Raw genomic sequence first — 14,100 nt, forward strand, 5'->3', positions numbered from 1 at the left:
GGCTCTCCGCGGAAGATAGCAGTCGAGCCCGAAACGCGCGATGGGCCAGCCCGGTTCCGGGCGGCGTTTGCGACGCCTCTCTTCAGATTGCGAGGCGACCTGCCATGCGGTGCTGCAGCAGCGCGGCGAGCCGCGCGACCGCCTGCGCCGTCTGGCGCTGTTCGGTACGTGCCGCCGCAAGCGCGAGCGCGGCGCTTTCCAGCGTCGGGTCATCGGCGGAGCGGGCGAGACCGGTCAGGAACTGCGCGAGGTAGTCTACCAGCCACGGCTCGGCAGCCTTCTGAAGCAACGCCGCAGCATGGGCGATGTCATCCTGGAACGCCAGCGGGTCGGGATGGATCGGGTCGTCGGATACCAGCCGGATGCCGCCGGGCTTGCGGCTGTCGGGCAGCGCCGAGATGATCGCGTTCTGGAAGTCCAGCAGGCTGCGCAGGGGTTTTTCGAGAAACCCGTCGGCCCCGGCGGCGCGCAGCATGTTCTCGGCGAAAGGGTCGCCGCTGATTCCGAGGATCACCGGCAGGCGCGGACTGCGCACCGCCAGTTCGGCGATCAGATCAACGCCCGACCCGTCGGGCAGGCCGAGATCGATCACCGCCACGGTGGGACGATAGAGCGACAGGTGCCGCCGCGCCGCCTGAAGGCAGTCCGCCCGGCGAATCCGTGCGCCGCTGCGGAGCGCCATGAGACGCAGCGCATCGCAGGCGTAGCGGCTGTCTTCCACCGCGAGCACGGTCATGCCGAGCAGCGGCCGCGTGGCGGTCGGCCGAGGGGGAAAGGGCGAATTTCGGTCGCTACCGGTCAGCTCTCTGCCAGTCATCTCGCTATTGGTCATCTCACTGTCGGTCATGCTGGCCTTCTCCGCTTGGATCGGTCGGTTCGGTCGTTGTGATGCCGTGGCCGGGCGCGACCATCCTGCGCCCCCTTGGCTAATGGGCGGTTAATGGACGCACCCGCTTGCGGGGCAGGGCCCCGTCGCGCGATAACCGGGCGACGCGAGGATTCGAGGGAGAGTGTCATGATCGGTCGTCTCAACCATGTCGCCATTGCCGTGCCGGACCTGGAGGCCGCCTCGGCGATGTACCGCGACACGCTGGGGGCATCTGTCGGTGCACCGCAGGACGAGCCGGACCATGGTGTGACGGTGGTCTTCATCGAGCTGCCGAACACCAAGATCGAGCTGCTCTACCCGCTCGGCGACGAATCCCCGATCAAGGGTTTCCTGGACAAGAACCCCTCGGGCGGCATCCACCATGTCTGCTACGAGGTCGATGACATCCTCGCCGCGCGCGATCACCTGAAGGCACAGGGGGCGCGGGTGCTCGGCAATGGCGAGCCGAAGATCGGCGCGCATGGCAAGCCGGTTCTGTTCCTGCATCCGAAGGATTTCCAGGGCACGCTGGTCGAGCTGGAACAGGTCTGAGAACGCGTCATGGCAATCACCTCCGGCATCGTTCTCTTCGCGGTCATCTGGTTCATGACCTTCCTTTGCGTGATTCCCGTGCGGCTCAAGACGCAGGGGGATCTTGGTGAGGTCGTCCCCGGCACCCACGCCGGCAGCCCCGAGGTGCACAACCTCAAGCGCAAGGCGTGGATCACAACGGGCATCTCGGTGGTGCTCTGGGGAATTTTCGCGGGGATCATCTTCAGCGGGATGATCAGCGTCCGGGACATCGACGGCTGGATGTTCAACCGGATGGGACCGCCGGTGACGGCTGGCGAGTGACCCCGCCAGCCCGGGAGTTTAGCCTGTTTGTCTAGCCGGCGGGGCGTTCGCCCTGCAGCCGGTGGTAGAGGTGGGTGAAGGTGGCCGCCCCGAGGATCGGGATCAGCAGGTTCACCAGCGGCACGGAGAGCGGCAGTGCCATCAGCACCCCGGCGATCCAGATCGTCACGAGGTGGCGGCGACGCAGCACGGTCGCCTGCTCGCGCCCGACCCGGCGCATCGCCGCGAGGGTGAAATATTCCCGTCCCAGCAGGAAGCCGTTCAGCCCCCAGAAGATGAAGGGCGCGAAGGGCGCGAAGAAGATGTAGAGCACCAGCGCCACGAGGTTGGCGGCGATCATCACGCCGAGGAAGCTCAGCGTGTCGCGCAGGGCCTCGCCCCAGCTCACCTCATAGGCCGGGCCGAGCGAAGGGTAATGTCGGTCCTCGACCGCCTGCGCCACGTCGTCGAGGAAGAACGAGGTGATCGCCGAGGCGACGGGCACCATCAGCACCACCGAGAGCAACATCATCAGCGGCACGGCGCCCCAGCTGATCGCCGTGTCGACCCAGGTGACCTCGCCGATCCAAGGCAGCGAGACAGTGTCGCCGACCAACCAGCCGACGACGGTGACGAAGACGAAATAGATCAGCACGAAGAGCCCGATAGTCAGGCCGAGCCCCTTCAGGAGCACAGAGCGGAAACGCGGGTCGCCGATCTGGCCGATGGCGGCGAGGAAGGACGCGGGGATCATGCGTCCATCCAGGTGGTGATCGCTTCGAGGTCGGGGCGCGGGCGCTCCGGTGGGGCGGAGGTCTCGGTACCGATGTGGATGAAGCCCGCAACGCGCTCGTTTTCGGCCAGTCCAAGCGTCTCTTCGACGAAGGCGCGGTCGTGCGAGGCCCAGCCGGTCAGCCAGTTGGCGCCCCAGCCCGAGGCCAGCGCGGCGTTAAGCAGCGCGAGGCAAACGGCCCCGGCGGAATAGGTCTGTTCCAGCGGCGGGATTTTCGGGCTGTCCTTCTGCACCTCGATCACCGCGACGCAGAGCGGGCTGTCGGCAAAGGCGGCGCGGGCCTTGGCAGCCTGGTCCTCGTCGACACCCAGCGCGGCGGCGCGGGCGGTGACCGCCCCGGCCATGCGGTCGAGCGCGCCGCGCTCCAGCACGATGAAGCGCCAGGGCTCGAGCTTGCCGTGATCCGGCGTGCGCGCGGCGGCGGTGAGCAGCGGCAACAATGCCTCGCGGTCCGGCGCCGGTCCGGTCAGGGTCTTGGCCGGGCGCGAGCGCCGGCTGAGCAGGAAGTCCATCGCCTGCGGGTTGGGGGTGAGCATCGCCGTCTCCTCATTCAGTTGCCCCCTATGTCAGGCTTTGGCGGCGCGGATTCAACCGGTTGCAACGTGCGGGGCCAATGAGCCGGGTGCAAGTCGAGCCGGGCGGGCAGCGTTCAACGGGCTTGAGCCGTTCGTGCCACTTTGGATGATCGCTCGTCTGGTGACTTTGCCTTGCGGCCCGGGGAAGGAGTCTTTGTAGTGGTCCGAGAGCAGAGCGGCCCGGAGGTCGTGCTCTTCTGCCTCTTGAATGCTAGACGGGTCGCGAAGGAGCCCCGCCATGGCCAAGCCCGACCTCACCCATCTCGCCGCGCCGGGCACGGTGCTGGAGCTGCGCGTCACGCCCAAGGCGTCGCGCAATGAGATCCGCGAGGAGGAGGGGCAGATCCGCGTCTATGTCACCACCGTTCCGGAGAACGGCAAGGCAAACGAGGCGGTGGTCAAGCTGCTGTCCAAGGCGCTGGGGGTGCCGAAGTCACGGCTCACGCTGGTCCGCGGCGCGACGTCGCGGGACAAGGCCTTCCGGGTCGAGGGGTGATTACCCCTCGCCGTCTTCAGGCTGCCGTGTGTAGACGCCCTCGGGCAGGCTGATCGCGGCGGCGAGATCACGCATCTGGGTCATCGAGAGCGTGATCTTGTTCACCCTGTCGGTGCGCGGATCATACTGCTCGACCGTGACGCATTCCTCGAAGCTCGAGACAATGACGTCTTCCTGCAGATGCGGTTCGCCCTCGTCGACGAGGGTGACCACGGTGGCGTCGAATTCGTGCTCTACACTGAACATGAGAGCAGCCTAGACCTGCCGCCCCGCACCGCACAATCCACAAAATCTACGATGCCTCCGCAAAGCCTCGGGGGGCGCACTGAAAGCACAATGCTGCCACCCTGCGCGCGCTGCACTGGCGCCGGGGCGCGCCGCCGCCTATCCTTGCCTTCATGACCCGAACCGGAGCGACCCGCCGCATGCGCCGACTACTGCCTCTCCTCTTCGTCCTCGCCTCCGGCCTTGTCTCGGCTTGTACCGTGGCGCCGATCTCCTCGGTCCCGACGCGGGGCAGCGATCCGCTCTCGGGGACCGGCTCCCGCGCGGCGCAGCAGTTCACCGAGGTGGTCCACAGGGTCGAGCCGGTGGCCGAGAACCAATGCCGAAACTACACGCGCGGCGGCACGAACTGCGATTTTCTCATCGTCGTGGACGACCGCCCGGACGAGACGCCGAACGCCTTCCAGACCCGTGACAGCCAGGGGCGGCCGGTACTGGCCTTCAACCTTGCGCTGATCCGCGAGGCGCAGAACGCCGACGAGCTGGCCTTCGTCATGGGGCACGAGGCCTCGCACCACATTCTTGGCCACCTCGACCGCGTGCAGGAAGATGCGGCCATCGGTGCGATCATCTTCTCGGGCATCGCGGCGATGACCGGCGCGGACGAGGCGTCCGTGCGCAGCGCCGAGGAATTCGGCGCCTCGGTGGGGGCCCGCACCTTTACCAAGAACTACGAGCTGGAGGCGGACGAGCTGGGAACGGTAATCACCCTGCGCAGCGGGTTCGATGCGATTCGCGGGGCGCGGTTCTTCGAGCGCCTGCCGGATCCGGGCAACCGTTTCCTGGGGACCCACCCGCCGAACGGCGCGCGAATCGAGGCGGTCCGGCGCACTGTCGAGGCCTATCGGTCCGGCGGTGGGGTCTGACGTTGATGTGCATCAAGGGCGGTCCGAACCCGGTCTGCTAAGCTCCGACCCGAGGTAAGCCCGCAAGGGCCTTGCAACAGGGAGAAGCGCCATGCCCGGAGCAAAGGATTTCAAACGCCATGCCGGCCTTGTCGATTCCATGGCCACCACGGTCGGGGTCGATCTCGAGGAGCAGATGATGCGTGGCCGGCTCAGTTTCGCCGCGCTCGAGGATGCCGTTCTGGCTTGCACCGGCTGTCACAAGCCGGGCGATTGCGAGCATTGGCTCGCCACTCGCGACGGCACCGTTGCCGCGGCTCCGAGCTATTGCCGCAACGCCGACCTGTTCCGGCAGCTGTCCGGGGGGTGAGGCGATGATCTCGGCCAACATGCTACGCGGTCCGCGCCCGTTCCCGCTCGGCGATGAACGCACGCATTACTGGCGCGTGCAGCGCATGGCCCGCGCGACCGGCGTCGACCTTGCCGAGGCGCAGCGCCTGGGGGTGTTGCCGCAGCGCGACTGGGCCGGGATGGTCGGCCGCTGCCGTGGCTGTCTGTGGTCCGAGGACTGCGACCACTGGCTCGACTTTCGGGCCGAGTTGGACAACGATGAGAGCGAGCAGGACGCGCTGCGGACCTGCCCCGAGGACTGCGTCAACCGCCGCACTTTCGCGGCGCTGCAGGGCGAACTCGATCACGGGGTGTGACCCATGTTGGGTGATGAGGCACGGCATTTCTGGATGGCGCGCAGCGTGGCGCGGGTGATGGGGCTGAACCTTGCCGAGCAGATGCGCAGAGGACGGCTGCGCCCTGAGGAGTACGAGGTGATGGTTGCCGCCTGCCGCGGATGCGCCCTGGTGGAACAATGCGAAAAATGGCTCGCCGAGCCGCGGGTTCAGGCCAGCACGACGCCGCCGGGCTGCCGGATTTCCGGCCCGCTGACGCGGCTGCGCCGCGCCGGCTGAGTTCGGCGCGCGCCAGGAACCCAGGAACGATGCACTTTTTTGAGAGGGGAGTGCATCTCACTGCGGCCCGTTTCCAACCGGGCGGGCCGCTTTTTTCTCTCCCGGAATTCTGCTGGTCTCCCGCGATGCCGCGCGCGGCGCCCAAGAAACGGGCCATTGCAGCTTGTGCGCCTGCATCGCGGGCGGTTCGCTTTGACTTGCACCCCGACCCGCCGATAGCTAGTGGCGTTCAAAATTCTGGAGTACCCCGCATGGTCAAGACCCGCTTTGCCAGCGCCGCGCTCGCGCTTGCGCTTTCCCTCGCATCCGGAGCCGCATCGGCGCAGGAGTTCGTGGCCAAGATCGGCCACCTCGAAAGCACCGCGCAGAGCCGCCACGTGCACCTCGAGAAGGTCGCCGAGCTGGTCAAGGAACGCACCGAGGGCGCGGTCGAGTTGCAGATCTTCCCGCAGGGCCAGCTGGGCAACCAGCGCCAGATGAACGAGGGCGTGCAGCTCGGCACCATCGAGGGCACCGTAGCCCCCGCAGCCTTCCTCGGCGGCTTCAACCCGGCGGTCTCGATCCTCGACATTCCCTACCTGATCCCGGAGGACGCCGCCGAGGCGCAGGCGCTGCGCGACGGTCCCTTCGGTCAGGCGCTGCTGGCGACCTTCGCCGACAAGGGCATGGTCGCGCTGACCCTCTGGCCGAACGGCAAGAAGCAGTTCTCGTCGAACAAGCCGCTGGACGATCTCGCCGCCTTCGCCGACCAGAAGTTCCGGGTCATGGACAGCTCGATCCTGCTCGAGCAGTTCAACGCGCTGGGTGCCTCGGCCATCGCGCTGCCCTTCGGCGAGCTCTACACCTCGCTGCAGACCGGCGTCGTGGACGGCGAGGAAAACCCGCTCGACACCATCAAGAACATGAAGTTCTACGAGGTGCAGGAGAACGTGGTGATCTCGGATCACGGCGCGATGGAAGACGTGGTGCTGTTCAACCCGATGTTCTGGGAAAGCCTGCCGGTCGAGTACCAGGACGTGATCAAGGGCGCCTTCACCGAGGTTATCCCGGAGCTGACCGCCCACAAGGCCGCCGCCGTCGAAGAGGCGCTGCAGGTGATCAAGGACTCCGGCACCAACGTCCGCGTCGCCGGTCCCGAAGAGCGCGCCGAGCTGCGCGAACTGACCTGGGGCCCGGCGTCGGAAGCCTATGTTGCCATGGCCGGTGACACCGGAAAGGCGCTGCTGGCCGCCTACGAAGAGGCCACCGCCAAGTAAGCCGCGCCACGCGCCGCAGACATTCCAAGACCTCACAGGGCGCCCGGGTTTCTCGGGCGCCTCTTTGCAAGCCGCTCGCGAAAGACCCGGAGACCGCCCATGCCCCTTCTCACCCTCTTGCGAAAGGTCGAGCGCACGATCCTCGTGGTGCTTTTCCTGACCATGGTGGCACTGTTCTTCGGCTCGGTTCTGATGCGGGAATTCGGCGGCACCATGGCCAGCCGCTTTGCCTGGATCGAGGAAGCCGTGCGGCTGATGAACCTCTTTCTCGTCTTCCTCGCGCTCGGCCTCGCGCTGGAACGCGGCAAGCACGTTGGCATCACCAACCTGCGTGACAAGCTGCCCGAGGGCGCGCGGCGCTGGCTCTTGCGGGGGATCGACACCGTGGGGCTGCTGTTCTCGCTCTACGTGGCCTGGCTCGGCGTGCAGATGGTACAATTCGTGCTGAAGTCCGGGCAGACCTCGCCGACTCTGGGCATTCCCATGGGACTGATCTACCTCGCGCCGGTCATCGGCTTCCTGCTACTCGCGCTGCGCTACGGGCTGAGCCTCTTCGGTCTCATCGACCGCTTTACGGCGCAGGAGGCGGCGGAATGATCTTCCTCATAGTACTCCTCGCCGTGGTCCTGCTGCTTGCAGGCTTCGAGATGCTGCTGGTGCTGGGTGTTCCGGCGCTGGCCTACAAGGAAATCTTCTACGCCAAGCTGCCCGATCCGGCGATCGTGCAGAAGATCGTCGGCGGCATCGACCACACGACGCTGCTGGCCATCCCCTTCTTCATCTTCGCCGCCAACCTGATGGGCGCGGGGCAGATCGCCGCGCAACTGGTGAACGTGGTGAAGGCCCTCGTCGGCCACACCCGCGGCGGCATCGGCCATGTGGTCGTGGGCGGCTCCATGGCCTTTGGCTCGGTGTCGGGCTCGGCGCCGGCGACGGTCGCGGCGATGGGACGGATGGTCTATCCCGAGATGCGGCGGGCCGGGTATTCGGACAAGTTCAGCCTCGGCCTGCTGGTCGCCAGCGCCGAAACCTCGCTGCTGATCCCGCCCTCGATCACCCTCATCGTCTACGGCTGGATGACCGGCACCTCCATCTCGCAGCTCTTCGCGGGTGGCCTGGCGGTGGGCATCGTGCTGGGCCTCGCCTTCGCGCTCTTCGTCTGGCTCGAGGCGGGCAAGGGCGGCGTGACCCGCGAGCCGCGCCTGCCGTGGTCCGAAAGGCTCTGCGCCATCTGGCAGGCGAAATGGGCGCTGGGGATGCCGGTGATCATCCTCGGCGGCATCTATTCGGGGATCATCACCCCCACCGAGGCGGCGGCGGTCAGCGTGGTCTATGCCATCGTCATCGAGGCCGTCATCCTGCGCAGCCTGACGTGGAAGGATCTTTTCGCGATCACCGAGCGCAGCGCCATCAACACCGCGATCATCTTCGTGCTGCTGGCGATGGGCGGGCTGATCTCGTTCTTCGTGACGCTGGCGCAGGTGCCGAACGGCATCATCGGGATGCTCGATCAGGTCGATGCGGGCTGGATCACCTTCCTGATGGTGGCCAATGTCTGCTTCTTCATCGCCGGCATGTTCATCGATCCGAACTCGGCGATGCTGATCCTCGTGCCGCCGCTCTTCCCGGTGGCGCAGTCGCTGGGGATCGACCCGGTGCACTTCGGCATGATCGTGACGCTGAACATCTCGCTGGGGATGATCACGCCGCCCTTCGGGCTCGACATCTTCGTGGCCTCCTCGACGCTGGGCAAGCCGGTGGCGCAGATCATCGCCGGGGTCTGGCCCTTCGTCGTGGTCAACATCCTCGTGTTGCTGCTGATCACCTACGTGCCGCAGATCTCGCTCTTCGTGCCGAAACTGATCTTCGGCTGAGCCCGGCGCGCGGCGGCCCTCCACATCGCCGCGCCGCCCTGCTACACCTGCCGCAACCTCGCGAGAAAAAGGGCGTTTGAGCATGACCACTCCGAAACCCGTTGTCTTGACCATCCTCGACGGCTGGGGCCTGCGCGACGAGACGGCGTACAACGCCCCGGCGCTGGCCAAGACGCCGACCATGGACAAGCTCTACGCCACCTGCCCGCATGCCACGCTGACCACCTTCGGACCGGACGTGGGCCTGCCGACCGGACAGATGGGCAACTCGGAAGTCGGTCACACCAACATCGGCGCGGGCCGTGTGGTGGCGATGGATCTGGGCCAGATCGACCTCGCGATCGAGGATGGGTCGTTCTTCAAGAACGAGGCGATCCTCGCCTTTGCCGGCAAGGTGAAGGACGCGGGCGGCCGCGCGCACCTGATGGGCGTGGTCTCGGATGGCGGGGTGCACGGCCATATCGAACACATCAAGGCAGCGGTGAAGCTGCTTGTCGATCAGGGTCTTGAGGTGGTGCTGCACGCGATCACCGACGGCCGCGACGTGGCGCCGAAATCGGGCGAGGGGTTCGTGAAGGACCTTGCGGGCAGTCTGCCCGAGGGCGCCAGCATCGGCACCGTGATCGGCCGCTACTACGCCATGGACCGCGACAACCGCTGGGAGCGGATCGAAACGGCCTATGACGCGATGATCAAGGGCGAGGGTGAAAGCGCGCCCGACGCGGTCACCGCCGTCAGCCAGAGCTACGCCAAGGACAAGACCGACGAGTTCATCCCGGCCACTGTCATCGACGGCTACGAGGGCATCAAGGCGGGCGACGGGTTCTTCTGCCTCAACTTCCGTGCCGACCGGGCGCGCGAGATCCTGGCCGCCATCGGCGCGCCGGATTTCGACGGCTTCGAGCGCGACAAGCCCGAGCTCTCGGCGCTGCTCGGCATGGTCGAGTACAGCGACAAGCACAACGCCTACATGACCACGGCCTACCCCAAGCGGGTGATCGTCAACACGCTGGGCGAATGGGTGGCAAAGCACGGGCTGACCCAGTTCCGCCTCGCCGAGACCGAGAAGTATCCGCATGTGACCTTCTTCCTCAACGGCGGCAAGGAGACCCCGGAGGAAGGCGAGGACCGCTTCATGCCCAAGTCGCCCAAGGTGGCGACCTACGATCTGCAGCCCGAGATGTCCGAGCCCGAGGTGGCCGAGCGTTTCGTCGATGCGATCGAGAAGGGCTACGACCTGATCGTCACCAACTTTGCCAACCCCGACATGGTCGGCCACACCGGCGATCTCGATGCGGCGATCAAGGCCTGCGAGGCGGTGGACGAGGGCCTTGGCAAGGTGGTCGCGGCGCTGGAGAAGGTCGGCGGCGCGATGGTGGTCATCGCCGATCACGGCAACTGCGAGACCATGTGGGACGAAGCGACCGATGGCCCGCACACCGCGCATACGACGAACCCGGTGCCGGTGATCCTCTTCGGCGGGCCCGAGGGTGCGACGGTGCATGACGGCATCCTCGCCGACGTCGCCCCGACGCTGCTGCAGCTGATGAACCTGCCGCAGCCCGAGGAGATGACCGGGACGAGCCTGATCGACAGATGAGAGCCGCGGCGCTGATCCTATGCCTTCTGGCGGGCCCGGCGCTGGCGCAGGCCCCGGGCGAGGCCGCCCGTGCCGCGGCGCGGGCGCTGGAAGAGGCCTCGGTGCAGCTGGATCAGGCGGATACCGCGCGCGACCGCGTCAAGGCGTTGACCCGCACGGTCGAGGCCTATGAGGACGGGCTTGCCGCGCTGCGTGACGGGCTGAGGGACGCTGCCGTCCGAGAGACCGAGCTGAGCCGCCGGCTTGCGGCGCAGGAGGGCGAGGTGGCGCAGCTCTTGGGCGTTCTGTCGAGCCTCGGCAGCAGCGCCGCGCCAGAGGCGCTGTTGCACCCGGCGGGGCCCGTGGGTTCGGCGCGGGCGGGCATGCTGCTCGCCGCGGTGACGCCGGGGCTGGCGCAGGAGGCGCGGGCCCTGCGCTCGGATCTCGACGAGGTGGCACAGCTCCGCGCCCTGCAGGAAAGCGCTGCGCAGACCCTGCGTGAGGGTCTCGCGGGGGTTCAGGTGGCGCGCACCGAACTCAGCCAGGCGGTCGCCGACCGTACCGACCTGCCGATGCGCTTCACCGAGGACCCGGTGCGCACCGCCATTTTGATCGCGGCCACCGAGACGCTGGAAGGCTTCGCCTCGGGCCTGTCGAACATCGCGCAGGGCGAGGCCCCGAACGCGCTGCCGCCGGTCGATGCGCGCCGGGGCAGCTTGCCCCTGCCGGTCCGCGGGCAGGTGCTGCGTGCCGCCGGAGAGAGCGATGCCGCCGGGGTCTCGCGTCCCGGGATCGTGCTCGCCACGCTGCCGCAGGCCATCGTCACCACCCCCACCGCCGCCACCGTGCGCTATTCGGGCCCGCTGCTCGATTACGGTCTCGTGACCATTCTGGAGCCGCAGCCGGACCTGCTCTTCGTGCTGGCAGGGCTCGACGAGAGCTACGCCGAGACCGGAGAGATCCTGCCCGAAGGCGCGCCGGTCGGATTGATGGGAGATGCAGCAGCGGACGGGGCGTCACCGTCACGTGAAGGTTCCGGCGCTGGACGCACGGAGACCCTGTATATAGAGGTAAGAGAGGGCGACGCCCCCGTGGACCCGCTAGAATGGTTCGCCAGCGACAAGGGATGATCTGAGGATGAACAAGTTTCTGATGGCCGCACTGGGCGGCACCGTGGCAGGCGTTGTGGCGACGACGCAATTCGTCGGCCCGCTGCTGGCCCAGGAAGCCGAGAAGAACACCAGCGTTTACGAGCAGCTCGACCTCTTCGGCGACATCTTCGAGCGCATCCGTGCGCAATACGTGTCGGAAGTGGATGACAAGAAGCTGATCGAGGCCGCGATCAACGGCATGCTCACCTCGCTCGACCCGCATTCGAGCTACCTGCCGCCGGACGATGCCGCCGACATGCGCGTGCAGACCCGCGGCGAGTTCGGCGGGCTCGGCATCGAGGTCACCCAGGAAGACGGCTTCGTGAAGGTCGTCTCGCCGATGGACGGCACCCCTGCCGCCGAGGCCGGCGTGCAGGCCGGCGACTTCATCACCCATGTCGACGGCGAGTCGGTGCTTGGCCTGAACCTCGACGAGGCGGTGGACAAGATGCGCGGGCCGGTCGGCTCGGAGATCGTCATCACCGTGGTCCGCGAGGGCGAGGACGAGCCCTTCGACATCTCGATCATCCGTGACACGATCACCCTCACCGCCGTGCGCACCCGCCGCGAGGGCGACACCGTTGTTCTGCGCGTCACCACCTTCAACGACCAGACCTACCCGAACCTCGAAGAGGGGCTGGCCAAGGAGATCGAGGCTGCCGGTGGCAAGGACAAGGTCAACGGCATCGTGCTCGACCTGCGCAACAACCCGGGCGGCCTGCTGACCCAGGCAATCAAGGTGGCCGACGCCTTCCTCGACAAGGGCGAGATCGTCTCCACTCGCGGCCGCAACGCCGCCGACGGCGAGCGTTACAACGCCACCGAGGGTGACCTGTCGGACGGCAAGCCGATTGTGGTGCTGATCAACGGCGGGTCGGCCTCGGCTTCCGAGATCGTTGCCGGCGCGTTGAAGGATCACCGCCGTGCCGTGGTTGTCGGCACCAAGAGCTTCGGCAAGGGCTCGGTGCAGACGGTCATGCCGCTGCGAGGCGACGGCGCGATGCGCCTGACCACCGCGCGCTACTACACGCCCTCGGGCCGCTCGATCCAGGCGCTCGGCGTCTCGCCCGATATCGTCGTCGAACAGCGGCCGCCCGAGCCGGAGGCCGAAGAGGACGCGGTGCCCGGCTTCAGCCGCTCCGAAGCCGATCTGCGCGGCGCGCTGGACAATGACAGCCTGACCGAGGACGAGATCCGCCAGATCGAGGAAGACCGTGCCAAGGCCGAGGACGCCGCCAAGCTGCGCCAGGACGACTACCAGCTGGCCTATGCGATCGACATCCTCAAGGGCCTCAGCGTGCTCGGCGACGAGCAGGCGCTGATGCAGCAGGCGCAGGCCGCCGATAAGTAAGGCTTCTGCCCGAGAACGACCAAAGGCGCGTCCCGCGGGGCGCGCCTTTTTTGTTTGGCAACCCGGTGTGCGAAGCTTGAGCTGGGTGACAGTCTGCCCGTGGGGTGGCGCAGAAGCGGAAAAGATCCGCGCTTTATCCCGGCCAGGTCGTTGCGACATTCTTGCTATACCGAACGGTGCAAAGCGCCAGCCCGCCAGGTCGGGCCGGCGATCGCCCGGCGCCTTCGGCTTGATTTCGGGCGGGTCCGATCTTTCAAAACCCCTTTTCCGGCGCTAGCGTGCGGCCACAACCAAGGAGCCTCCGATGAAGACCATGACCCCCGAAGAAATCGCTGCGCTGCCCTATCGCCGCAATGTCGGCGTGATGCTGGTCAACGCCGCGGGGCACGTCTTCGTCGGCCAGCGGCTCGACAGCGAGGTGCCCGCCTGGCAGATGCCGCAGGGCGGGATCGACAAAGGTGAGGAACCTCAGGAGGCGGCCCTGCGCGAGCTCGAGGAAGAGATCGGCGTCAACCCGTCACTGGTCACCGTCGAGGCCGAGACCGAGGGCTGGCTTTCCTATGACCTGCCGCATGACATCGTCCCGCGCATCTGGAAGGGCCGCTACAGGGGGCAGGAGCAGAAGTGGTTCCTGCTGCGTTTCAACGGCGAGGATTCGCAGGTCAACATCCAGACCGAGCATCCGGAGTTCTCGGAATGGTGCTGGCTGCAGGCAGACGAGGTGCTGGGCCAGATCGTGCCCTTCAAGCGCCCGGTCTACGAGCAGGTGATCGCCGCCTTCCGGGACAAGCTGTGATCCGCAGCGCCTTTGCTCTCCTGCTGATGTGCCTTGCGGGCCCGGCCTTCGCGCTGAAGTGCCTGCCGCCGGACGTGGCGCGCGACGTGCGCGCCGCAGAAAGCGAGCAGACCGAGTGGATCGCGGTGAACGGCGTGCTCGAGACCGGCGCGGTGCCGCGCAGCGCCGGGGAGGTGCCGGCGCGCTTCTGGGGCTGGGCGCTGGGGCAGGGGGGCTTCAAGCGCCCCTTCGACCAGCGCATCACGCTCCGGGTGTCCTGCTACGGGCCGTGGTGCGGCGAGGCTGCGAGTGGCCCGATGGCGGCGCTGCTGAAGCGCGAGGACGGCCGGCTGGTGCTGATCGCCGATCCCTGCGGCGCCAATCGATGGCCGAGCCCCAGCGCCCGGCAGGTCAGGGCGCTGGAGAGAAGCTGTGGCACGGGCTGCCGCTGAG

19 protein-coding genes are annotated in these 14,100 nt (G+C 67.2%); 15 read left to right on the top strand and 4 right to left on the bottom strand.

What is annotated here, in order from left to right; translation table 11 throughout:
- Window positions 1-82: 82 nt before the first annotated feature.
- Window positions 83-847 carry a response regulator gene (locus BM397_RS16290; RefSeq protein WP_425425945.1) on the bottom strand — a complete coding sequence of 255 codons (765 nt, stop codon included), beginning with the start codon at window positions 845-847 and terminating at the stop codon, window positions 83-85.
- 168 nt (window positions 848-1,015) lie between these two features.
- On the opposite strand from BM397_RS16290, the gene mce reads away from it, so the two are divergent.
- Together mce and BM397_RS16300 are read left to right on the top strand one after the other, a co-directional pair.
- The gene (mce, locus tag BM397_RS16295) at window positions 1,016-1,420 is read left to right on the top strand and encodes a methylmalonyl-CoA epimerase (RefSeq protein ID WP_092426008.1); all 405 of its coding nucleotides are present in this window, start codon (window positions 1,016-1,018) and stop codon (window positions 1,418-1,420) included.
- Between the two features lie 9 nt (window positions 1,421-1,429).
- Entirely contained in the window at window positions 1,430-1,723 is a 294-nt protein-coding gene (locus BM397_RS16300) for a DUF1467 family protein (RefSeq protein WP_092426009.1), read from the top strand.
- Window positions 1,724-1,754: 31 nt separating this feature from the next.
- On the opposite strand, the gene BM397_RS16305 is transcribed toward BM397_RS16300, so the two are convergent.
- Complete coding sequence (locus BM397_RS16305) at window positions 1,755-2,456, bottom strand: EI24 domain-containing protein (RefSeq protein ID WP_092426010.1); 702 nt, start codon at window positions 2,454-2,456, stop codon at window positions 1,755-1,757.
- On the bottom strand, window positions 2,453-3,031 hold the full coding sequence (locus BM397_RS16310; protein ID WP_092426011.1) for a nitroreductase family protein: 579 nt from the start codon (window positions 3,029-3,031) through the stop codon (window positions 2,453-2,455). The genes BM397_RS16305 and BM397_RS16310 overlap by 4 nt, the downstream gene beginning before the upstream one ends.
- A gap of 277 nt (window positions 3,032-3,308) precedes the next feature.
- On the opposite strand from BM397_RS16310, the gene BM397_RS16315 reads away from it, so the two are divergent.
- On the top strand, window positions 3,309-3,566 hold the full coding sequence (locus BM397_RS16315; RefSeq protein ID WP_092426012.1) for a DUF167 domain-containing protein: 258 nt from the start codon (window positions 3,309-3,311) through the stop codon (window positions 3,564-3,566).
- Here the strand turns inward: BM397_RS16315 and BM397_RS16320 are convergent, their stop codons facing one another.
- Entirely contained in the window at window positions 3,567-3,812 is a 246-nt protein-coding gene (locus tag BM397_RS16320) for a DUF8831 family protein (RefSeq protein WP_092426013.1), read from the bottom strand.
- A gap of 179 nt (window positions 3,813-3,991) precedes the next feature.
- Here BM397_RS16320 and BM397_RS16325 point away from each other — a divergent pair, with 179 nt between their 5' ends.
- From BM397_RS16325 to BM397_RS16380, 12 genes are all read left to right on the top strand, one after another.
- Window positions 3,992-4,717 carry a M48 family metallopeptidase gene (locus tag BM397_RS16325; protein ID WP_092426014.1) on the top strand — a complete coding sequence of 242 codons (726 nt, stop codon included), beginning with the start codon at window positions 3,992-3,994 and terminating at the stop codon, window positions 4,715-4,717.
- Between the two features lie 91 nt (window positions 4,718-4,808).
- A complete protein-coding gene (locus tag BM397_RS16330; RefSeq protein WP_092426016.1) occupies window positions 4,809-5,066 on the top strand; it encodes a DUF6455 family protein in 258 nt (85 codons plus the stop codon).
- A gap of 4 nt (window positions 5,067-5,070) precedes the next feature.
- Entirely contained in the window at window positions 5,071-5,403 is a 333-nt protein-coding gene (locus BM397_RS29725) for a DUF6455 family protein (protein WP_245696104.1), read from the top strand.
- A 3-nt stretch (window positions 5,404-5,406) separates the two neighbouring features.
- Window positions 5,407-5,661 carry a DUF6455 family protein gene (locus BM397_RS16340; RefSeq protein WP_245696105.1) on the top strand — a complete coding sequence of 85 codons (255 nt, stop codon included), beginning with the start codon at window positions 5,407-5,409 and terminating at the stop codon, window positions 5,659-5,661.
- Between the two features lie 251 nt (window positions 5,662-5,912).
- Window positions 5,913-6,917: a TRAP transporter substrate-binding protein gene (locus BM397_RS16345; RefSeq protein WP_092426018.1), complete on the top strand. Its 1,005-nt coding sequence runs from the start codon at window positions 5,913-5,915 to the stop codon at window positions 6,915-6,917.
- Window positions 6,918-7,016: 99 nt separating this feature from the next.
- Window positions 7,017-7,514, top strand: a complete 498-nt coding sequence (locus BM397_RS16350) for a TRAP transporter small permease (RefSeq protein WP_092426020.1) — start codon at window positions 7,017-7,019, stop codon at window positions 7,512-7,514.
- The gene (locus BM397_RS16355; protein WP_092426022.1) at window positions 7,511-8,791 is read left to right on the top strand and encodes a TRAP transporter large permease; all 1,281 of its coding nucleotides are present in this window, start codon (window positions 7,511-7,513) and stop codon (window positions 8,789-8,791) included. Before BM397_RS16350 ends, BM397_RS16355 begins: the two co-directional genes overlap by 4 nt.
- Before the next feature lie 82 nt (window positions 8,792-8,873).
- Window positions 8,874-10,391, top strand: a complete 1,518-nt coding sequence (gpmI, locus tag BM397_RS16360; RefSeq protein ID WP_092426024.1) for a 2,3-bisphosphoglycerate-independent phosphoglycerate mutase — start codon at window positions 8,874-8,876, stop codon at window positions 10,389-10,391.
- Window positions 10,388-11,500 carry a murein hydrolase activator EnvC family protein gene (locus BM397_RS16365; protein WP_092426026.1) on the top strand — a complete coding sequence of 371 codons (1,113 nt, stop codon included), beginning with the start codon at window positions 10,388-10,390 and terminating at the stop codon, window positions 11,498-11,500. Before gpmI ends, BM397_RS16365 begins: the two co-directional genes overlap by 4 nt.
- A 7-nt stretch (window positions 11,501-11,507) precedes the next feature.
- Window positions 11,508-12,872 (top strand): S41 family peptidase, encoded by a 1,365-nt coding sequence (locus tag BM397_RS16370; protein ID WP_092426028.1) that lies wholly within the window; start codon window positions 11,508-11,510, stop codon window positions 12,870-12,872.
- A 313-nt stretch (window positions 12,873-13,185) separates the two neighbouring features.
- Window positions 13,186-13,668 carry an RNA pyrophosphohydrolase gene (locus tag BM397_RS16375; protein ID WP_092426243.1) on the top strand — a complete coding sequence of 161 codons (483 nt, stop codon included), beginning with the start codon at window positions 13,186-13,188 and terminating at the stop codon, window positions 13,666-13,668.
- Window positions 13,665-14,099: a hypothetical protein gene (locus tag BM397_RS16380; RefSeq protein WP_092426030.1), complete on the top strand. Its 435-nt coding sequence runs from the start codon at window positions 13,665-13,667 to the stop codon at window positions 14,097-14,099. The genes BM397_RS16375 and BM397_RS16380 overlap by 4 nt, the downstream gene beginning before the upstream one ends.
- Window position 14,100 lies beyond the last annotated feature (1 nt).

Source organism: Alloyangia pacifica, assembly GCF_900116195.1.
GTDB lineage: Bacteria > Pseudomonadota > Alphaproteobacteria > Rhodobacterales > Rhodobacteraceae > Salipiger > Salipiger pacificus.